The following is a 20,841-nucleotide window of genomic DNA, read 5'->3' on the forward strand; positions in this document are numbered from 1 at the left end:
TATGGACCCGCGTTTTTCATCCACACCTGGCCACCCGTCCATGGGCCGTCGGCGCTTTGTCCGGGTCGCCCTGGCCAGTGCAGTCGGCATGCCTGCGCTGATGGCCTGCTCACCCGAGGTTACGCCGTTTAAAAGCACCGATGTGACCGGCGCCACCTTTGCCCAGGATTTCCGGCTCAAGGATCACCTCGGCAACTTGAGAACGCTGGCGGACTTCAAGGGCAAGATCACGGTCGTTTTCTTCGGATTCACACAGTGTCCGGACGTCTGCCCCACCTCGATGACCACCATGGCAGAGGTCAAGCGCTTGCTGGGTGCCCAGGGTGATCGACTGCAGGTGCTTTTCATTACGGTGGACCCCGAGCGGGACACGCAGGCGCTGCTCAAGGAGTACATGGCGAACTTCGACCCGAGCTTCATCGCGCTGCGGCCCGAGCCAGACGAACTCAAAGACGTCGCGGCGGGCTTCAAGATTTACTACAAGAAGGTCTCGGGCTCGACCCCGACCTCCTACACCATGGACCACTCGGCAGGGAAGTACATCTTCGACTCCGAAGCCCGGGTCCGCCTGTTTTCCGCCTACGGAACCGATGCCGCCACGATCGCATCGGACATCCAGATCCTTTTGTCCGCGGCCTGAGGCGTTTGAAGCCGTGGTCAAGCCATCGAGTGACCTGACATGCACCCAGCCAACATGCTCCGTTTGACAGTACTGATCCAACACCACCGGCGGTCCGTGCTGGCGGTCTTGGGCACCTTGATGCTGGGCACAGGCGTCGTGGCTTTTGGTGTCTCCCCGGCTTTGCCCGACGCGGCGCAGTGGCCCGTCCGGCAAGTGATGGAGACCATGAATGCGCCACTGGTGGTGTCTGAGCCGACGACATCGAACCCCGAGTTTCTGATCCATCAATCGCAGCTCACCCGCCGCGACGACTCCCTTCAGGCCCTGCTCAAAAGGCTGGGTGTCGATGACCGCGAGGCACAGACCTTTCTCGCGCACGACGCCACATCGCGCATGCTGTTGACCGGTGCGTCCGGCAAGCTGGCCACCGTCACCCGAGCGTCGGCAGGGCGCCTGAAGACCCTGTCTGTGCGCTGGGTGGACACGAACAGCCAGCGCATCAGCCGGCTGGTGGTGGAGCAACAAGAAGGTGGCTACCAATCTCGGATTGAACAGCCGACGCCACGGCGCCTAGAGCAGTTCGGTTCGCTCACCATCCGCTCCTCGTTCTATGCCGCCACCGACCAGGCCGGCATTCCGGATGCCGTCGCCGCGCAGACGGTCGAGGCCTTTTCCGGGGACATCGATTTCCAGCGCGACTTGAAGCGCGGTGCGCGTGTCAGCCTCGTGTATGAGGTATTCGAGCTGGATGGTGAAATCCTGTTCACAGGCCAGTTGCTGGGTGCCGAGATTCAGAACGGCAAAGACACGCACCAGGCCATGTGGTTCCAGGCGGCAGGTCAGACCGGCGAGTTCGTCAGCCTCGATGGGGCGAGTCAGCGTCGTGCATACCTGGCCTCACCCCTGGCGTTTTCCAGGGTCACCAGCTCCTACGGGCCTCGTATCCACCCGGTGTTCGGGGGTCAGAGAGCGCACAAAGGAACGGACTACGGCGCTCCGGCCGGAACCCCGATTCGAACCGTGGCCGACGGCGTGGTGAGCTTTGCGGGTCGCAAGGGTGGGTACGGCAATTACGTCGTGATCCAACACCCCGATAAGGCCGCCACCGCCTATGCGCATCTGGGCCGCATCGATGTCCGGATGGGCCAACGCGTGCAGCAAGGTCAGACCATTGGCACAGTCGGCTCCACCGGAACGGCGACGGGCCCGAATCTGCACTTTGAATACCTCGTCAAGGGAGTGCAGACCAACCCGTCGCGGATCGCCAGCGATTCGTCGGTCTCGACCGTTGCGGTTGCCCAGTTGCCCGGCTTCAAGCAGGAGGCCAAGGCCATGCGGGAACAGCTCGACATGGCCGCTTCCGTTGCCCTGGCCGACGCGCAATGACCTTTGGACAGAACGACTCCATGTCAGTACCACCTGATCGGGTCACCACCCGACGAAAGTTGCTCTCCCGAGCTGCGCTCGCAGGTGCGTCTCTGGTTTTGCCATTCGGACAGGCCAGCGGCCAGACCACCAGAAGCAGCTTGAACGATGGCGCTGTTCTGGCCGGCTCATTGAGTTCGTCGCCGGAAGCGCGCCTCATCGCGGTCTACCGCGCCATCGCGGCCGGGGACCGGCATGCCCTGCCATTGGCCGCGGCGCTGGTGCGTGACGTGCCGGGTTTCCAGTTGGGACAACTCGTCTACGGGGACCTTCTGATGGCCCAGAGTGGAACGCTGCCCAGCTTCGCCACGGTGAAGGATGGCCCTCCGGCCGTTCGGGAGCAACTGCAAAAACTGCGCGCCGAGGCCACCCGGCGCCTGGGTTCGCTCAGAGAGATGCCACCGCCCGGCACCGTGCCGGAGCAGGTGCTGGAGCTCGCCCGCAACGTTCGGCATGTGGTCGTCGTAGACGCCAGCCATTCACGGGTCTACGTGTTCGAGCAGAAGTCCAGCGGCCTGCAGCTGGTTCGCAGTTTCTATGCGTCCATTGGTCGGGCGGGTTTTGACAAAGAGGTGGAAGGTGATCTGCGCACGCCGTTGGGCATCTACCACATCACCAGCAGGCTGGACGACCAGCAGGTGGAAGAGCTGTACGGAATCGGCGCGCTGCCTCTGAACTATCCGAACGAGCACGACCGTCGCATGGGCCGAACGGGCAGCGGCATCTGGTTGCATGGCGTCCCTCGCGTCTCTTACGCCCGCAGCCCCTACGCCACAGAAGGTTGTGTCGCCTTGGCCAACGACGACATGGCTTACCTCATGGAGGTGCTGCAAACCCGGCGCACACCTGTTGTCGTTGCGAACGAGGTGAACTGGGTTCGACCCGCCGACCAGGCGGCCGAACGGCGCAGTTTCGAAACTCTGCTCACCAAGTGGCAAGAGGCACGTGCCCGCGGCGATGCTCGCACTTTGTTGGCCCTGCAAACGGCGGACTTCAATGCGCGCGTTGACAACCCGCTGCGCAAGGCGTCCCTTGATGCCGAGCCCCTGGGCGCCAGCGGGGAACTCGATCCGCAGGCCGATTGGCGTCAGGTTTCCGTCTTTCGCTGGAAGCGAGGGGCCGAGGTGACCATCGTCAACTACACCGTGGTGAGCACGAAGCCGTCACGCAGCGCCGACCGTCGCCAATACTGGGCACGGGAGCAAGGGCGCTGGCGCCTGTTTTTCGATGGAGCCGTCTGAGCTGCCCTTTAAGCATCATTCAACCCCTGCTCAGGGCACTGTATGCGCCGTACTTTGTTGCAAAGGACGTCGGTCCACGCGCGAAGTGCGATGACCAAGGACATGCGCTGCACTACAGGAGTCCATAGAGGCGCGCGATACGCACCGCAGTGCGCCGATCAGGCGCCCCCAACTTGGCATTGAGCCGCTGGAACCGGCAGTCGATGGTTTTGGCTTCCAGATTCATGGCCGCGCCGATGAGCTTGCTGCTGTGACCGGCGGCCTCATGGCGTAGGAGTTGCAGGTCGGCGTCTGTGAGGCGCACCCCTTGAAGCAGCTCTTCGCGCATGGATTGCGCGATCCAGTGATGCAACTCCATGGCGAGCGCGCGTGCCAGCACACGCAACTTAGGGAAATTTTCGCCGTCAAACCTACTGGGGTCGGCTGATCCCAGGCACAGGACGCCCACCCGGGAGAGGCCAACCGGGCTGGGAGCAGGCGCAATCAGAGCAGAGGTGAAACCATGCTGTGCCGCTGTGCGGGTGAAGTCGATTTCTTCGTTCGATGAGCAGGCCAAGTCGCTGGCGCGGATGGGCTCCGCGTTGCTCGATGCATACCGCAACCAGGGGTCGTATTCGAACCATTGGTGAGACGCGTATTCAGCCGCCCATGCCGGGTCGCACGCCCACATCGACCGAAAGGAGGTTCGGGTTGCATCATCCCGGAGGCAACTCAGGAAGACGCCCGCGTCAGCACCCAGACCGGCAACAACCTCGTGAAAGAGCGATAGCACTTTCCCAGAAGAGCTGACGTCTGCGATCAGGGGCAGCAGCTGCAAAACACGCACATCGTCCATGCTGTCGCACCCGTGCGCAGCGTGCCTGTTGGATTCAGCACCTGGCAGTAAATGCTGCATGGCCTTCGCGCACCAGCTTGCTGAACAGCAGGCCATCTCCAAACCGCAGTGGCTCAACCGCGCACCACAAGTCGAAGCTCTTCACGTCACGAAACACCATCGTCTGTACCAGCCGCGTACCCGCACCTTGACGTTGGGTGCGCTCCATCAGCAGACCGAAGTTGGTGGCGCGCAGCAGGAAGGTTACAGCGCCATCGGCTGAGACTAGCAACGAGTCGCCCGCCGCAGCAAGTCCAGTTTTGTGACCTGCAGACAACGCAGCCGAGTCAGCGCGTTTGACGACAAGCGCCGAACGCTTTGAGCCCAAAGGGCGAGCAGGCGCGTCGATAGGGTCTATGCGTCGTTTGACCGAGGATTGGGTCAACACGGAGCGTGCTGACTGCATCACCACGGGAGTCTGAAAGTTGCTCATCCCCACTCCTACAGGTCGGGTTGACCGACAGGCCACGCGGTGCTGGCACCGAGTGACCCACTCTTCAAGTCTCAACTGATTGGATAGAGGGGAGGGTAGACAAACGCGTCGTGCGATGTCAAAGGAAATCCGGTCAGGGCGACCAAATCTGCAGCTAGGTCAGTCGCGCTAAACGACGACGACCCGATGCACGCGGTTCCTCAAATCACTGCTGGCGCGCTGCTTTGGCTCAAAGCCTCCAGCAACGAAAACGCATCGTCGGCCCGATTCACCGGGATGAACAGGTGATCGTGGTGGAAGGCTGCGACCGCGTTGCAGGGGATGCCCGCTTTGGCCAATGCAGAGGAGATCATGGCCAGGAAGCCGATGGCCTCCAGCGAAGAGTGCACGGTGAGCGTGATGAGTTTGGCCTCGAAGATGTAGGGTACTTTGGCTTGAACGGCTTGAGAGCGCTCCACGATGGCCGTCAGTCCTTCTGACTCTCTGAACGTACAGATGGGGGAGAGGTCAACAGGAAGGCAATGGTCCTGGAAGGTGCAGTAGACGTAGGTCTCTGGCCTAAGGTCAGGGGCCATCATCTGCTGCAGCCGAACTTGGTCTTTTTCTCCGCTCATCCGATGTCCTCCTGTCAGGGCAATGGTGTTGGCTTTCGGCGCTGATTATGGGCGGCAGGCGTTCATCTGGCGCGTGCACAAGTGCGCAGGTGGACCGCTGAAAGCGGTCTGTTTAGCTGAATTGACACGAGGCCAAAGTTCCTAAACCACGACGTTCAAGCGGGATCTGCTGCTACCGTCTGGCGCAGCCCGGAACAGACTCCCGCCATCAACTGCTTTTGCCGCCGGGCGCCACACGGCAAAGCACAGTGAGAAGGAGTGTCCAAATGGCACCGACTTCCGAAGTCCTCGCGGACATGGCCGATCTTCGCAGCCAGCTGAGGGAACAGGGCAGTCCATACAGCGAGTTGTTCAAGCTGCGTCCCGCACGCGTGTTGCTCGATATTGCGTTCGACTGGACGCTCATGGTGGGAGCTGTTGCCGCCGTCGTGTGGCTCGATGTGATGCTCGCTCCCTTGTCCGTGCTAGTACTCGCCAATCGGCAACGGGCACTGGGCAACATCCTGCACGACGCGGGTCACCGAAACATTTTTCGAGACAAAGATCGGAACGATTTTGTAGCCCGTGGGCTGGTGGCGCCGTTGCTGTTCGCAAGCCTATCCCGATACCGGGAGACGCATTTCCAACACCACCTGGAGTTGGGCCGCACGCAAGGCGATCCCGACCTGATTCCGGGTCAGGATCATCTGCCATCTTCGTGGATGGTCAGCTACATAAAGTGCCTGCTTTCGTGGACCAATTGGCTCGGGTCACTGGGCGGCCATCTGTTCGACCAGAAGGTCAGCTTGAGGAGCAAAGCCTTCATCATGGGATGGTGGGCGAGCCTCGTCGGTGTGCTGGCCCTGTTGGGTGGCGGCGATTTTGCTTTGGCTTTTGTATCGCTGTGGTTGATCTCGCGGGCAACGCTGTTTCATTGCATCACCACATTTCGCGAGATGTGCGATCACTTCGGACTGCTACCGGGAGGGGTGTTTGGCTTCACCCGTGACATGGTCTGTCACGGACCCTGGCGCTGGATCATTCATCCGCGCAACAACGGCTACCACCTCACCCACCATCTGTTGCCAGCAGTTCCGTACTACCGACTTCCGGAAGCTCACACACTGCTGTGTCAGTTGCCTTTGTTCGAGGATCGATCACACATCTGTCGTGCCTACTTCACCACGCAAACGGCGGTGACGACCGAGTGGCAGAGCAAGGCGGCGACGTGATGGATCGCGTCCTGAGCAGCGTCCAGATCGCGGCGCTATTGGTGTCGGCCAGCTACGGCATCGGCTTCTTGTTCGGCTCCGGAGAACTGGCCCTGACACACGGGATGGCCGGAAGCATCTACGGCTTCGCCACAGGGTTGGGCATGCTGGCTCTCGCGGTGGTGGCAAAACCTCTGTGGCAGTCTGGTTTGTCGGTGTGGGACCTGTTTGGGCGTGCCTACGGCTCGCAACAGCGTGGCTTGGTGGCGGCTTTGTCCCTTGTATGGATGGCGGGTGTGCTCGCCGCGCAGATTCATGGCGGTGTGGCTGTCGCTCGCTTGCTGGGAGCACCCGATCCGTATGGACTGATCATCGTGCTGGTTCTGATCTACGCCGCAGCGCAAATGAGCCTTCGCATTGCTTCGGGTGTTTTCGCCGGCTGCCTTCTGTTGAGCGGGGTGGTTCTGGTGTACACCCTCGTTGCTGCAGATGGACTGGCACTCTATTGGCAGGCAGTGCCTAGGTTCGTGGAGGACCTGGATACCTTCAGTCCGACCCAAATGGGCACCATGTCCCTCGCCGTTTGCCTCCTTGTCGTCACTGGGGCCGACTACCACCAATTCGTGATGTCTGGTCGAACAGCCCAATGCGCCGTGGTCGGATGCGCCACGGCTGGGTTGGCGCTGATCCTGATTGGATTCTTGCCAACGGCTGTTGTGGTGGCGATGCAGACAACCGGCGTGCTGGTGGACATGCCAGATGGCAAGCAAGTCATTCCGTGGTTGCTGTCTCGCTCAGCCGGCCATCTTTCGGGGAGTCTGGGGGCTGCCATGTTGGTCGCACTGTCACTTGCTGCGTTGGGTTCCGGAGCGGCGATTTTGCGAGCGATGGCTTCAGCGATTAGCACGACTCTGCCAGGAATAGGGCGGCGAAGGCTTGCCTCAGCTTCGGCGCTCGTTATTGGGGCCATGCTTGCCGCGCGCGATCAGGGCATCGTGGAGACCATGGTGTCGGTCAACATCGTCTACTTGGCCAGCGTCGGCGTCTGCTTTTTTGCCTTGCTGGCAGACATCAACCTGACCCCTCAGCGTGCCAGGGCAACCATGGTCGCGGGGCTCATCGCGTCTGGCGGTGTCTACGCGGCCAGTTGGCTAGGCCTGCTGTCTACACAGGCTGACGCCAGTTCGCTGGTGGCTGGACTTGCGGCATCAATGGGTGTTGCAGTCGGCTTTGGTTTTGTTGCTGGCCACCGCCGGACTCGCATGACGAGGTCCTCTCGCTGAGTCGTCCGACCCAGCGACCACCAGCACTGGCTCTTCGACTGCTCGCGAAACCAGTTCACGTTGAGCCACCTTGACGATCAGCGCAGTGACGTCGTGAGCCAACGGCGGTTCGAGTTCCCAGTGGTGCCAGTACAGATCGACCATGACCCGGTGGTTTGGGCACAAGTCCACGAGCCGTCCGCTGTCGACCACCGGTTGTGCCTGGGTGCTCGGTATCAGGCCATAGCCTGCACCCATCGCCACGCCTTCCAGCAGGGCAACTGGTGACGGCAAAAAGTGTTTCGCGTACCGGTCTATCGGAAATCCGAAACGGCTTTTCAGGAAGTCGTCATGCAGGGAGTCTTTTCGATTGAAAAGGACGGCGGGTGTGGCCAGAACTGATGGAACAGTCAATCCGTCTGGAAATGCACTTACTGCGAAATCAGGCGTTGCGTAGCAGCGGTACTCCATGGCGCCGAGGCATTCGGCCACGAAACCATCGGCCGCTTTGGCACTGGTCGATATGCACCCAATGACTTCACCGCGAGACAGCAACTGAGATGTGTGGTCCTGATCGTCTGCAATCACTTCCAGTGCAACCAATTGGCTCAACAGGAGTTCCTTCAAGACCTCTGGAAACCAAGTAGCCAATGAATCCGCATTCACCGCAATGGAAAGCGGAACGGGCGCATGGAGTTTGGGCTGGGGCGCCAGTTCCTGCAAGGCAGACCCTTCCATGATTCTCAGCGCCTTCACGTATCGAAGCAGGACTTCTCCTGCCGGCGTGGGTGATACCGGTCGGTCTCGAAGCACCAGGACTGTGGACAGCGATTCTTCCAACGCCTTGATTCGCTGAGAGACGGCGCCCCTTGTGATACTCAATGCAGACGCCGCTTTTTCAAAGCTCTGCTGCTCAATCACAACGGCAAAAGTTTCCAACTGATCACGATCCAGCATGGGTATCTCCCGATGTCTGGCTGACGCGGTTGCCAACCTTCACCATTTAGTGGGGTAATCGGGAAATATGTCGATGGTTTTTAGGTGTCAAACGCTTCCGATAAGTTACGAGCAGTATCGGGTTTTGGCCGATTCAAGGCGGTGAGACAGATGGCTGTAAAACACAAATTACACATGGTTGCCATGCGAAATGAACCGATGGATGGGATGTGGCATTCTTGAAGAGACTAAAAAAGGAGGTATTCCATGTGGCTTCTGGTGGCTCGTGAACCGAGGCAAGATGCTCCCCAATGGGCGGGCAGGAAAAGTCTTGCTGTTTTGGACGCGGTGGCATGGCCGCTGGTCGGCGTTTCTTTGCTTTATCTGTCTCGCATGTCGCTCGGTGTCGTCGGCCCGGTGTTGATGGCGGCGGCTTTCGTGTTGTCAATTGCCCGACTTCGTCGCGCCATCTGGCTGAACCACCGGTACCGATTCACTACCTGGCGATGGGGTGGGATGGTTCTCGGTCTGGTGATGTTGGGAGCCGTCCTGGACATGAGCGCTTGAGGGTTGCGTCAGGCGTGGGACGGTGATCCCAAAACGCGCTGGATCGTGTAGCCACTCAACCGTATTGCGCCAGATCTTCCTGCGCCACGGTCTGGGCTGTGCCCAAGGGAATGCGTATCGCGTTCGAAAGAAACCTGAGGCATCGTCCCCCAGCACGATCATGAGCATGTCCACGCGCTTGGCGTCCGCATCGTGGATGACCAGGTCACCAGGCTTCCACAGAGTTGTGTTCGGATCGTGGATCAGACCCATGGCATACCCCACTCGGCGGTGCAATCAGTGAGCCGCTACCGGGCGGGTTTCGCTCCACGCTTCGATGTCGGTACTCCGCCAAGCGACAGCATGTGAGGTCAGACGTACCGGGCAGGGGAACTGTTTGCTTGCGATCAGCCTATAGATGGTTGACCGCCCAAGCCCCGTGATCTTCATGACCGACCGCATGCGCAGAAAGACAAGTGAGGACTGATCTCGATGATCAGGCTGCAGGTTGGTTTGAAGCTGTTGCATGGCGCACCTCTGGTAGAAGCAACACCACCACTGTGCCGTCGGAACGTTCCTCTCGGTTCGCTGGATTCACATCAATTTCGTGCTGCATTCGTACATTGACCGCAGAGAGCGGTGCAGAAGCGCCAGGCTGAGCAGCACGAGGCGCGTCAGATACTTTTTTGCAAGCGCCTTGATCATTCGATACGAGTTACCCGCACGAGAAAACCATACAGGGCTTCTGCATAATTGATCGCAAATGTTCAACAAGATATCGCGAGACTACACATGCGGACGCTGTTCCTGAAGGGACACAAGGCCAAGCTTCAGCGTTGGCATGTGGCCGCCTGGGCATGTGGGGTAGTTGCCGTATTGCTCACCGTGCTCGCACTGCTGGAAGAAGCGATTTCATGGCATGTGGCGTCCTTGTGGTTGCTTGCAGCTGCTGTGTTCGCAGGGCTAGCGATACTTGTCGGCCGCTGGGTGTACCGACGGCGCCTGCAGGACTCGACTCGGAGTCTGAAAGACTCTGCACTTTGGTAGTGTGGTCAAGTGCGACTCCTGGCTTTGGTTGTCGCCACTGTGGGAGGTGATTGCTTGCAGAGGCGCAGTCACTGGCAGGTAAGTCATGCCTGCACATGCCTTGGCGCCATAAAGGTGTAGCCCACTGAGTTTGATCATGGTGTTGTACTCAAGATACACACACCAAACCCCCTGGAAATTTCGGACACGTGTCGGACACGAGCCGCCCAGAAAGCAAAAAAGTCAGCAGGCGCTAACCTGCTGACTCTCATGTTTCTTGGCTCCCCGACCTGGACTCGAACCAGGGACCTGCGGATTAACAGTAAGTATAAACCGGTGACGTCACCCCAGAATTCCGGACTTTTCAAAACTAGAGGTACGGTTCGTCAGTTGCACTGATGCGTCTCAGTCAAGAACGGTTTGTGCAATGTGAATCAGCCCCGGCTGTAGGCCAGGCCGGAGGCCACGCCGCCGAACAGATCGCCCTCGACCACGGCCACGCCGGGAAATTCGGCCTGCAGGGCGCGCTGGAACGGCCGCAGGGCCGACGAACCGCCGGTGAGGTAGATCGCGTCCAGCGCGCTGTCGGACATGCCGGCGCGCTGCACACATTCGCGCGCGCAGGCCACGGTGCGCGCCAGCAGGGCCGCCAGGTGGCCCTGCAGATCGGCGGTCTCCAGCGGCGCCTGCAAGCCGGGCTCGACGATCGACAAGTCGATCTGCGTGCCGGCGTCGTGCTGCGAACAGCGGATCTTGGCCTGCTCCACCTCGTGCGCGATGTGGTGGCCGTGGCGGTGCCTGAGCACCTCCATCAGCCGCGCGTGCAGCCGCAGGTCGCTGTAGTTCACGCGCAGCGCCTGCGCCTGGCTGATCGCCCGCGGCAGGTACTGCCAGTGGATCAGGTGCCAGGTGGCGAGGTCAAAGAAGACACGGCTCGGCACCTCGCGCTGCTGCGGCCCGAGGTGGCGGTAGCCCAGCAGCGGCATGACCTGCTCCAGGCTCAGCTTCTGGTCAAAGTCGGTGCCACCGATGTGCACGCCGCTGGTGGCCAGCACGTCGCTGCTGCGGTCGGCCAGGGCCATGCGCTCGGGGCCCAGGCGCACCACGGTGAAGTCCGAGGTGCCACCGCCCAGGTCCACCACCAGCACCAGGCTCTCACGCGTGAGGCGGCGCTCGTGGTCCAGCGCGGCGGCGATCGGCTCCAGCTGGAAGCTCACCTGCTCGAAGCCCACGGCCTGCGCCGCCTCCAGCAGCGAGCGCTGCGCCAGCGCGTCGCGCTCGGGGTCGTCGTCCACAAAATGCACCGGCCGCCCCATCACCACGCGCGTGGGCGCCGCGCCCAGCGCCTGCGCCGCGCGCTCGCGCAGCTCGGCGAGAAAGGTGGCCACGATCTCCTGGTAGCTGATCTGCTGGTGGTTGACCTCGGTCTTCTCCCGCAGCAGCGGGCTGCCCAGCAGGCTCTTGAGCGAGCGCATCAGGCGGCCTTCGGTGCCCGCCAGGTACTGCGCCACCGCATCGCGGCCGAAGTGCGTGCGCCGGTCCTCGGCGTAGTAGAACACCGCGGTGGGCAAGGACAGCGCTTCGCCTTCGAGCGGGATCAGGCGCGCCAGCCCGCCTTCGGCGGCCCAGGAGACGGCGGAGCTGGAGGTGCCGAAATCGATGCCGAGCGTGGCGGTGTGGCTTGAAGGTCTTTCTTCCATAGCCTTCGGTCCTAGCTCGGGCAAAAAGGAAGACATGGCTGGATGAGCGGCCCTCTACGTACCCGAAATGCTCAGCAGTGGACCGTGCCAATCATGGCTTGACGACTGGAGCTGATGCATCTCGGAGAACACCTCTGAACACTGTCGACAAACGTCAGGCTCTTGGGTCATACTGAGACAGTATCAATAAATATGTTCAATATAAGTGAAAACCCGGGGTGGAAAAAAATATTCTAGATGCAGAATTTAAGGCGGCATACAGAATAACCATCCTGCGTTAATCGGACCTGAGAGATCAAGGCGGACGAATGTGGACGACGGCTGAACGATGTGCCAAGAACCAAGTAACCCCCGATCGATGGAGACATCCTTATGAACAACAGACAAACGAGAACGGGGCCTTCCGGGGCCGCAGTGCACATGATTGCCGCTGCTGCGGCATTGGTCGTCTCCAGTGGCGCGCATGCCGTGGAAATCGACACCGGTAATCCAGACCTCAAGGTGCGCGCCGACCTCACACTCCGCTACAACCTGGGTGTTCGTACAGAGAAGCAGGATCCCCGCTTGTTGAACTTTGCCACCACCGACGAGGGTGATGCCAAATTTGAACGTGGCGACATCGTCACCAACCGTTTGGATGCTTTGGGTGAACTCGACGTCAACTACAAGGGTGCTTTCGGCGCTCGTGTCAGCGCTGCTGCTTGGTATGACCATGCCTACCGCGACTCTACGGTGACGTCACCCGCTGGATATGCCACGTCGTACATCAACGACCAGTATTCCAACGAGGTCAATCGTTTTGTTCACGGTCCGTCGGGTGAAATCCTGGATGCGTTCGTATGGTCCAACTTTGACCTGGGCAACGTGCCCGTGAACGTCAAGTTGGGCAAGCACACGGTGGTGTGGGGTGAAGGCCTGCTCATCGGTGGGCATGCCATTTCCTACGGGCAGTCGCCGGTTGATGGTGTGAAGGCCGTGTCGAGCCCTGGTATTGAGACCAAGGAGGTCTTTCTTCCCATCAATCAACTGACGTTCAAGGCGCAGGTGACCGACAAGTTGTCTGTTGCGGGTCAGTACGCTCTGGACTGGAAGCCGACGCGAGTGCCTTACGCGGGCACGTACCTGATGGGTGCTGACAACGCGCCAGGTGTGGATCGTTTTGCCTTGACGCCTTGCAACCCGGCGCTGGGCCCCATGTCCTGCAGAACCATGGCCAACACAGCGGCCTTGACTTCGGGGGATAAAAACTGGGGTGTTTCCGCCCGTCTGGATGTGGACGCCATCGAATCGACGCTAGGTGCCTACTACCGAGTCTTTAATGATACCAATCCGGAAACCGGCATCCAGCTCGGGAATTTCTACCAAGCCATTCCTGGTGTGGCGGCAACAACCCTCCCGGGCACTTACCGCTTCGTTTACCCGGCCGCTACCAAGGTCGTCGGCGTGAGTCTTTCCAAGCCGGTGGGCCCAGTGAGCGTCGGCGCCGAACTGTCGTGGCGCAAGGATGCGCACCTCAACTCCGTCGCGAGCTACACCACCACCAGCACGGGCGCTACCGGTGACACCTTTCATGCGGTGGTGAACGGGGTGTATCTGCTGCCCAAGACAGGACTTTGGGATACCGGTTCGCTGATTGGTGAGTTGGCTTACAGCCGATTGAACAAGATCACGGCCAACGAGAAGCTGTTCCGAGGTGTGGGGTATGCAGGCTGCGTGAAGCTCGGTACCAGTGGCGCCACCGCCCAGCCGGGTGACATCACCGACACATGTTCCACCAAGAGCTACTGGGAGATGGCGGTTCGCTTCACACCCCAGTATCTGGGCATCATGCCTTCGTGGGATCTGTCGGTTCCGATGGCTGTCAACTACGGGTTGAAGGGCACGGCGGCGACCGGCGGTGGTGGTTTTGAGGGTCGTCTTTCCTGGTCGATCGGCCTCGCTGCCACTTACGCAGGCAAGCACGATTTCAACCTGACCTACGCAGACTCGGCGGTTCCCACCAAATACAACGTGGCCGGTACGGCTGCCATCGGTGGCAATGCACTCAACAGCGCTGTGGGCGCGACCGACCGTGGTCGCCTGCTCTTTACCTACAAGACCTCGTTCTGATCCTCAGGAGTCGCCATCATGAAACTTCAAAATATCCTTTCTCTGGCTGCCATCAGCCTCGCTGTACCGGCATTTGCAGCCGTGACCGCTGAGGAGGCCAAACAACTGGGCACCACGCTGACCGAGTTCGGCGCCATCAAGGCCGGCAATGCCGACGGCAGCATCCCGGCCTACGCCGGTGGCTTGACCAAGGCACCCGCAGGCTTCAAAGCAGACAGCGGCTTCTGGGTCGATCCGTTCAAGGATGAAAAGCCCGTGCTCCGCATTGACAGCAAAAACATGGCACAGCACGCCGCGCTGCTGAGCGAAGGACAGAAGCAATTGTTGTCCAAGAACCCGTCCTACTACCTCAATGTGTATCCCACGCACAGGACGGCGGCCTATCCCAAGAAGATTCTGGACGCGACGGTGCGCAATGCGACCACCTGCAAGACGACCAAAGAGGGCCTTGCCATCGACCGCAGCTGCCGTGGTGGCATGCCGTTTCCCATCCCAAAGACGGGATATGAGGTGATGTGGAACCAGATTCTTCGCTACCAGGGTGAGGCGATGACGAACACCACAGCATCGCGCTCTTGGGTCGTCGATTCCTCCGGCAAGGCCGTGATGACGGCTGAGCAGGCCACTGTCCAGGACTTCGTCTACTACCAGACCAATCAGGCTGATCGCGATCCCGACATGGTCTGGCGGACGTATTCGATCAGCAAGTCGCCGGCACGCCGCGCCGGTGAGATGACGGGACTCGCTGATTACCTGGATCCGGTGGCTCGCCCTCGCAGGGCATGGAGTTACACCCCGGGCCTGCGCCGCGTGAAACTCTCTCCAGAGTTTTCGTACGACACCCCTGTGGCCAGCATGGGCGGCGTGACGCTGTTTGACGAACTGTTCGTGTTCTCCGGGACCATGGATCGCTTCGATTTCAAGCTGGTCGGCAAGAAAGAGATGTACATCCAGTACAACGGCTACAAGAACCAGTATGACTGCCCGACGGCTGAAAAGGCCTTGCTGCCGGCACACGTCAATCCGGAGTGCGAGCGTTGGGAAAAGCACCGCGTCTGGGTGGTTGAAGCCACTCTCAAACCTGGTCAGCGTCACGCGTACTCCAAGCGCACCTATTACTTCGATGAAGACCTGAGTGGTGCGGCCAACTACGATGCCTTCGACCAAAGCGGTCAGTTGTATCGCTCTCTGTTCCAGACGACCTCGCCGATGTACGACAAGCAGATTCCCTTTTCTGCAAAGAACGTGGTCTACGACTTCAACAAGGGCATGTACGCCTATGTCAACGACGTGATGGTCGGCGGGTGGCAAGTGCTTTCATCGGTTCGCAGCGAGCGCGAGATGAATCCTGAAGCCGTCGTGTCTCGCGAGTCGGCTCGCTGAGCTTCGCAGTTGGCAGACATCAATCGGATCCCCGGACCATGACTTCATTGCGCGTTTCACTGGGTGCATTCTTCCTGCCGCGTTGGTGCGTTGCTGCGGTGGTCGGGGGTGCGCTGGTGATGACCACCTGGGTGATCGCAGCGCCTGGAGTCGCGTCCGTGGATCTGATGGATGTGCCGTCGCGAAAGCTTGCGACGGCGACGCAAACGATGGTCAGTGGGGTGGCCAGTCAGGGCGGGCGTACCGTCGCGGTGGGGCCGCGAGGTTTGATTCTGCTGTCTGAAGACGGTGGTGGATCGTGGCGCCAGGTCACCAGCCCGGTGTCCACCGATCTCGCCACGGTCCGCTTCGCCGGTCCCAACGTGGTCTGGGCTGTGGGTCACGATGCAGTGGCCCTGCGGTCTTCTGATGGGGGCGCCACATGGGAGCGCATGCTGGACGGTCGCAGTGTGCTGAAGCTGCTGCGTGAATCTGCCCAAGGTTCTGAACGGCTGGAAGCTGAAATCGAGCGAACGATGGGGCAATCGGCCACCGCTGACGTCTGGCCAGCCCCCTTGCTCGACATCCGGTTCGCCGCCGACGGCCTCGCGGGATTCGCCGTGGGGGGCTTCGGCTTGATCTTGAAGACCACCGATGGTGGAAAGACCTGGCAATCCTGGCAGAGCCAAACCGAGAACGATCAGCGATACCACCTGTATGCGCTGACGGGCAACGATAGCGCGGTGTTCGTGGCGGGTGAACAGGGGCTGGTGATGCGTTTGAACGCCGAGAGTCAGCGCTTCGAACGTGTCGAGACACCCTACAACGGCAGCTACTTCGGTATCGATCTGCTGGGCTCAAGACTGGTCGCCTATGGCCTTCGCGGCAACGCTTTCATGAGCGAGGACGCCGGGCAGGTGTGGCGAAAAATCGAGACCGGTACCGACGCCAACCTGGTGGGTGCGGTCGCTCATGGTGGTGCGGTGCTTCTGGTGTCGCAGAAGGGGGATGTGCTTACCGTGGATTTCGGTGAGTCGCGTGCCTCCATCTACAACCAGGCCCCGGGCGCCGAGGTGTATGGCGCGGCGATGACCAGCTCCCATCGGCTGGCGCTTGCCCGCTTGAATGGCGTCGGTGTGATCGCTGTTTCAGCGCAAGGTAAGTGAAGGTGGCCGATCTATTTGGTCCATGCCAGCGAAAGTTCTGATGTCTGCTCATTCCCAACAACCCGCCATGCCGGTCGTCAGCGATCCGGCCCACTTCGATCGCAAGTCGGGCAGCCGCCTGGAGCAGCTGGTGTTCAACAACCGGTTGCCGGTCTTGCTGATGTGCCTGATCGCTACCGTGGTGCTGGGCTTCTTCGCATTGAAGCTGGAAGTCAACGCCAGTTTCGAACGGATGATCCCGTCGTCCAGTCCGTACATTCAAAACTACTTTGCCTACCGCAAGGAATTGCCGGGGCTGGGCAACACCGTCCGCATCGTTGTCGAGAACAAGAGCGGTGATGTGTACGACGCAGCCCATCTGGAGAAGCTGCGCAAGATCAACGACACCCTCTACCTGATCCCGGGGGTGGACCGTTCCTGGATGAAGTCGCTCTGGATGCCCATCGTGCGTTGGCGGCAGGTGACGGAAGAGGGCGTGGTGGGTGGTCCTGTCATGCCGCCCGACTACAGCGGCACGCCGGAATCGATCGGCAAGCTCAAGGAGAACGTCGGGCGTTCCGGCATCGTGGGAAGCCTGGTCGCCAACGACTCGCGCTCGACGATGATCATCGCGCCGCTGCTGGACCGCCACCCACAGACGGGTGAGCCGCTGAACTACGGCGAATTCTCGCGGGCCCTGGAAGAGCAGATCCGTTCGTTCGAAGACGAGAGCACCGGCGTCTACATCGTCGGCTTCGCGAAGATCGTCGGCGATCTGATCGCGGGGCTTTATGAGGTGATGCTCTTTTTCGGGCTCTCGGTGGCGGTTGCCGCTCTGTTTGTGTACCTGTATACCCGTTGCATCCGCAGCACCTTGCTGCTGGTCAGCGTGGCTGTTGCCGGGGTGGTGTGGCTGCTGGGATTGATGAGCCTGCTGGGCTACGAACTGGATCCTTATTCGATCCTGGTGCCGTTCCTGATTTTTGCGATCGGGCTCTCGCACGGCGCCCAGAAGATGAACGGCATCCTGCAGGATGTGGGACGCGGCACGCACAAATACGTCGCCGCTCGATACACGTTCAGACGCCTGTTCATGGCAGGCCTCACGGCACTGCTGACCAATATTGTCGGCTTCGCCGTGCTGGTGATCATCGACATCCCGGTGATACGCGACCTGGCCCTGACCACCAGCATCGGCATCACGGTGCTGATCTTCACCAAGCTGGTGCTGATCCCGGTGACCTTGTCCTACATCGGCGTGAGCGAGGTGGCGGCGCGTCGGGCCCTGGCCGAAGACACCGGGCAGAAGCGGGGCATGCTGGGCCGTGCCTGGAACGCGCTGGACCGCCTGACGGAACGGCGTGCGGCCACGGTGACCGTGGGCGTGGCTGCGGTGATCACTGTGATTTGTACGGTGGTGATGTTTGACCTGCGCATCGGTGACCTGGATCCGGGGGCACCCGAGTTGCGACAGGACTCGCGCTACAACCGCGACAGCGCCTACATCACGGCCCACTACGGTTTGTCGAGCGACCAGTTCGTGGTCATCATGACCAATCCGGACGATGGCTGCCGCCTGTATGGCACCTTGCAACTGATGGACCAGTTGGCCCAGGCGCTGCGCCAGACGGAAGGCGTGCAGGCCACCAGTTCGCTGGCGGAATCCACGCGCTTCATCACCGCTGCTTTGAACGAGGGCAGTGGCAAGTGGCTCACCATCAGCCGGGACCAGGGCATCACCAACGCGGCGGTGGGTGCGGCCATGATCGCCACCCCGGACATCACCAACACATCGTGTGCCGTGTCGCCCTTGATCGCCTATCTGGCCGACCACAAAGCCGACACGCTCAATCGCGTGCTCAAAGTGAGTGAGGCCTTCGCTGCCGAACACAACAGCTCCAAAGCCGAAGACGGGCCGCGCTTTCTGTTGGCCGCAGGCTCAGCGGGCATCGAAGCGGCCACCAACATCGAGGTCGAACACGGCATCCTGCTGATGTACCTGGCGGTATACGGTGCTACGGCATTGCTGTGCCTGCTGACCTTTCGCAGCCTGCGCGCCACCCTCGTGGCCATGATTCCGCTGGTGATGACCACCATCATCTGCAAGGCGTTGATGGTCTGGATGGGCATCGGTCTCAAAGTGGCGACCTTGCCCGTGATCGCCGTGGGCGTCGGTGTCGGTGTCGACTACGCCCTGTACCTGCTGAGCGTTCAGATTGCCATGCAGCGCCGTGGTGCGACGCTCGCCCAGGCGTACCGAAAGTCACTCGATTTCACCGGTCGCGTCGTTGCGCTGGTGGGCCTGACCATGGCCGCAGGCGTGATCACCTGGGCTTTTTCTCCGATCAAGTTCCAGGCCGACATGGGCATTTTGCTGACCTTCATGTTTCTCTGGAACATGGTGGGCGCCTTGGTGCTGATTCCCGCCTTGTCCCATTTCCTGCTGAACCCGAAGCAGCCGACGTCTCACGTGCCAGCGGGCTGAACGCGTCCCCTTTTTCACTCTTCCCCTATTTCTGGAGCAACGCCTGTGTTTGATTTGTTGATGAGTGCCGACATGATGCTGTCCGATCCAGACGGCATGGCCGATATTCTGGTGAAGAAGCTGGGTGTGCACGGCCACCCCAAATGGCGCCAGGCCTTTGATGGGCACCCGTACATCGCTCATTTCTTGCGCGTTCACAAGTCGCTGGCCGTGGCGCCCACCCGCATCGAGCCGCAATGTCATCTGGACCAGCCCAATCCGGGTGACCCGATGTTTCACGACTTCCTGGAGAGCCTCAAGGCCTATCAGGGGCCGCACCGCCCCATGGTGACCCACTCCATCGTGCTCGCTGCGCGGGGCGACAAGTTCGACCAGCTGGTGGAGAAGCTCATGCGCCGGCGCTTGCGGTTCCGCATGGCGCAGCGCACCCCCGACATGCCCTTTGACCGCCTCTGGCTCGGCGCCACGCCCGAAGACCCCCACTACCACCCCTCGGTGGATGGCGGCTTGTGCATCGAGGTCATGCCGCTGGAGCCCTTGCAGATGCCGGCAGACACCTTCATGGTGCCGCCGCCCGAGCCGCGCGATTCCCAGCCGGGCGACATGGTGCGAGTCACCTCGCGTGGCTACATCGTTCGCAACCTCGACGAAACCCTGCGCACGGTGTCGAGCAACCTCGACTGGGAGCCGACCGGCCCGGTGGAGTCGCTGGGCAAAGAGGGCTACCGCCGTGCCCGCATGGGTTTCACGGTGCCGCACAGCGCCACCTTGGACGTGATTGAGGCCACCCGCTGGAACGGAGACGCCGGCGTGTACCTGAACTCTTGGGGCCCTGGCCCCTACTACATCCGCATTGCTGTCACCGGCCTCCAGGCCAAGGCCGAAGACCTGAAGGCCCGTGGCACCCGATTCACCTGGATCGACGAATGTGAAGCGGTGGGTGGCAAATCGCTGATTCGTGTCGACCCGGCCGATGTGCGCGGGCAGTTGTTTGAGTTCGAGGAGTATTGATCCGATCATGGAAACCACCCTGCACAAACCCGGCTCCAAAGTGCGAGATCAAGCCACAGCCTCCGGGCCCGCCGTCGAGGTGGAGCGTCGGGGGGCCATTGGCTGGATCGTGCTCAATCGCCCGGACCAGATCAATGCCATCAACGATGACATCCGTCGCGGTGTCCCGGCGGCTTTGGCCGAACTGGACGCGGACCCGTCGGTGCGCGTGATCGTGATTCGCGGTGCGGGTGCGCGGGGGTTTTGCGCCGGAGCCGACATCAAGGAGCGGCGGGCGGCCGAGTCATCGGTCCAGGTGCGTCGGCGCATGCAAAAGTCGCGCTGGATCGAAGCGCTGGACCGTACCGAGAAACCGGTCATCGCCGCTATTCATGGGTATTGCATGGGCGGGGGCATGGAGCTCGCCCTTGCCTGCGATCTGCGTTTCGCCGCACCCGATGCCGTATTCGCCCTGCCCGAGACCGGTCTGGGGTTGATCCCCGGCGGCGGCGGAACCCAGCGTCTGGGGTCCGTGGTCGGGCCGGGCCGGGCCTTGGACCTGTTGCTGACCGGCGACCGGATGGATGCTCCCCAAGCGTTGACCATCGGCCTGGTCACCCGGGTGGCCGGCAGCGCGGACGCTCTGGACGATGAGGTCACAGCGCTGGCCGAGCGCATTGCCGGCAAGCCGCCCACGGCCACCCTGTTCGTCAAGCAGGCCGCGCGTGCTGCCACGCAACTGGATCTTCGGAGCGGCCTGGACCTGGAACTGGACCTGTTCGCCATGCTGGTCCCGATGCACGATGTCAAAGAAGCTGCGCTCGCGTTTCGCGAAAAGCGCGCCCCGTGTTTCACCGGTGAATGACATCGTCACGCACATC

The 20,841-nt window shown here is 61.1% G+C and carries 18 protein-coding genes; 12 read left to right on the forward strand and 6 right to left on the reverse strand.

Annotated elements, in window-relative coordinates; all coding sequences use genetic code 11:
• The first annotated feature begins 1 nt into the window (after window position 1).
• The 3 genes from RMP09_RS07005 to RMP09_RS07015 all read left to right on the forward strand — a co-directional run bounded on the left by RMP09_RS07005 (window position 2) and on the right by RMP09_RS07015 (window position 3,288).
• Window positions 2-640 (forward strand): SCO family protein, encoded by a 639-nt coding sequence (locus RMP09_RS07005; protein ID WP_409559693.1) that lies wholly within the window; start codon window positions 2-4, stop codon window positions 638-640.
• A 54-nt stretch (window positions 641-694) separates the two neighbouring features.
• A complete protein-coding gene (locus tag RMP09_RS07010) occupies window positions 695-2,008 on the forward strand; it encodes a M23 family metallopeptidase (RefSeq protein ID WP_207959154.1) in 1,314 nt (437 codons plus the stop codon).
• Window positions 2,009-2,148: 140 nt separating this feature from the next.
• On the forward strand, window positions 2,149-3,288 hold the full coding sequence (locus tag RMP09_RS07015; protein ID WP_310565266.1) for a L,D-transpeptidase: 1,140 nt from the start codon (window positions 2,149-2,151) through the stop codon (window positions 3,286-3,288).
• Between the two features lie 112 nt (window positions 3,289-3,400).
• Here RMP09_RS07015 and RMP09_RS07020 read toward each other — a convergent pair whose 3' ends face one another.
• From RMP09_RS07020 to RMP09_RS07030, 3 genes are all read right to left on the reverse strand, one after another.
• Window positions 3,401-4,123 (reverse strand): helix-turn-helix transcriptional regulator, encoded by a 723-nt coding sequence (locus tag RMP09_RS07020; RefSeq protein ID WP_165961704.1) that lies wholly within the window; start codon window positions 4,121-4,123, stop codon window positions 3,401-3,403.
• A gap of 34 nt (window positions 4,124-4,157) precedes the next feature.
• Entirely contained in the window at window positions 4,158-4,595 is a 438-nt protein-coding gene (locus tag RMP09_RS07025) for a hypothetical protein (protein WP_133156891.1), read from the reverse strand.
• 200 nt (window positions 4,596-4,795) lie between these two features.
• Complete coding sequence (locus RMP09_RS07030; protein ID WP_133156890.1) at window positions 4,796-5,209, reverse strand: ACT domain-containing protein; 414 nt, start codon at window positions 5,207-5,209, stop codon at window positions 4,796-4,798.
• A 266-nt stretch (window positions 5,210-5,475) separates the two neighbouring features.
• On the opposite strand from RMP09_RS07030, the gene RMP09_RS07035 reads away from it, so the two are divergent.
• Both RMP09_RS07035 and RMP09_RS07040 read left to right on the forward strand, forming a co-directional pair.
• Window positions 5,476-6,420: a fatty acid desaturase family protein gene (locus RMP09_RS07035; protein ID WP_133156889.1), complete on the forward strand. Its 945-nt coding sequence runs from the start codon at window positions 5,476-5,478 to the stop codon at window positions 6,418-6,420.
• Window positions 6,420-7,682, forward strand: coding sequence for a hypothetical protein (locus RMP09_RS07040; protein WP_226466636.1), 1,263 nt, complete (start codon window positions 6,420-6,422; stop codon window positions 7,680-7,682). Before RMP09_RS07035 ends, RMP09_RS07040 begins: the two co-directional genes overlap by 1 nt.
• Here the strand turns inward: RMP09_RS07040 and RMP09_RS07045 are convergent.
• Entirely contained in the window at window positions 7,608-8,618 is a 1,011-nt protein-coding gene (locus tag RMP09_RS07045) for an HTH-type transcriptional regulator ArgP (protein WP_133156887.1), read from the reverse strand. The two genes, RMP09_RS07040 and RMP09_RS07045, sit on opposite strands and share 75 nt — an antisense overlap.
• A gap of 246 nt (window positions 8,619-8,864) precedes the next feature.
• Between RMP09_RS07045 and RMP09_RS07050 the strand changes: the two genes are divergently transcribed.
• On the forward strand, window positions 8,865-9,164 hold the full coding sequence (locus RMP09_RS07050) for a hypothetical protein (protein ID WP_133156886.1): 300 nt from the start codon (window positions 8,865-8,867) through the stop codon (window positions 9,162-9,164).
• Between the two features lie 276 nt (window positions 9,165-9,440).
• Here the strand turns inward: RMP09_RS07050 and RMP09_RS07055 are convergent, their stop codons facing one another.
• Both RMP09_RS07055 and RMP09_RS07060 read right to left on the reverse strand, forming a co-directional pair.
• The gene (locus RMP09_RS07055; RefSeq protein ID WP_133156885.1) at window positions 9,441-9,671 is read right to left on the reverse strand and encodes a helix-turn-helix transcriptional regulator; all 231 of its coding nucleotides are present in this window, start codon (window positions 9,669-9,671) and stop codon (window positions 9,441-9,443) included.
• Between the two features lie 932 nt (window positions 9,672-10,603).
• Window positions 10,604-11,869, reverse strand: coding sequence for an Hsp70 family protein (locus RMP09_RS07060; RefSeq protein WP_310565267.1), 1,266 nt, complete (start codon window positions 11,867-11,869; stop codon window positions 10,604-10,606).
• A gap of 372 nt (window positions 11,870-12,241) precedes the next feature.
• Between RMP09_RS07060 and RMP09_RS07065 the strand changes: the two genes are divergently transcribed.
• The 6 genes from RMP09_RS07065 to RMP09_RS07090 are packed head-to-tail and all read left to right on the forward strand — an operon-like array spanning window position 12,242 to window position 20,825.
• Entirely contained in the window at window positions 12,242-13,978 is a 1,737-nt protein-coding gene (locus RMP09_RS07065) for a DUF1302 domain-containing protein (RefSeq protein WP_310565268.1), read from the forward strand.
• An 18-nt stretch (window positions 13,979-13,996) separates the two neighbouring features.
• Entirely contained in the window at window positions 13,997-15,361 is a 1,365-nt protein-coding gene (locus RMP09_RS07070; RefSeq protein WP_310565269.1) for a DUF1329 domain-containing protein, read from the forward strand.
• A 38-nt stretch (window positions 15,362-15,399) separates the two neighbouring features.
• Complete coding sequence (locus tag RMP09_RS07075; RefSeq protein WP_310565270.1) at window positions 15,400-16,506, forward strand: YCF48-related protein; 1,107 nt, start codon at window positions 15,400-15,402, stop codon at window positions 16,504-16,506.
• A gap of 40 nt (window positions 16,507-16,546) precedes the next feature.
• Window positions 16,547-18,970 carry an efflux RND transporter permease subunit gene (locus RMP09_RS07080; RefSeq protein WP_310565271.1) on the forward strand — a complete coding sequence of 808 codons (2,424 nt, stop codon included), beginning with the start codon at window positions 16,547-16,549 and terminating at the stop codon, window positions 18,968-18,970.
• 60 nt (window positions 18,971-19,030) lie between these two features.
• Entirely contained in the window at window positions 19,031-19,981 is a 951-nt protein-coding gene (locus tag RMP09_RS07085) for a lactoylglutathione lyase (RefSeq protein WP_310565272.1), read from the forward strand.
• Between the two features lie 7 nt (window positions 19,982-19,988).
• Window positions 19,989-20,825, forward strand: a complete 837-nt coding sequence (locus tag RMP09_RS07090; protein ID WP_310565273.1) for an enoyl-CoA hydratase/isomerase family protein — start codon at window positions 19,989-19,991, stop codon at window positions 20,823-20,825.
• The last annotated feature ends 16 nt before the right edge of the window (window positions 20,826-20,841 follow it).

Source organism: Hydrogenophaga sp. (assembly GCF_031426985.1).
In the GTDB taxonomy this organism is placed as follows: Bacteria; Pseudomonadota; Gammaproteobacteria; order Burkholderiales; family Burkholderiaceae_C; genus Hydrogenophaga.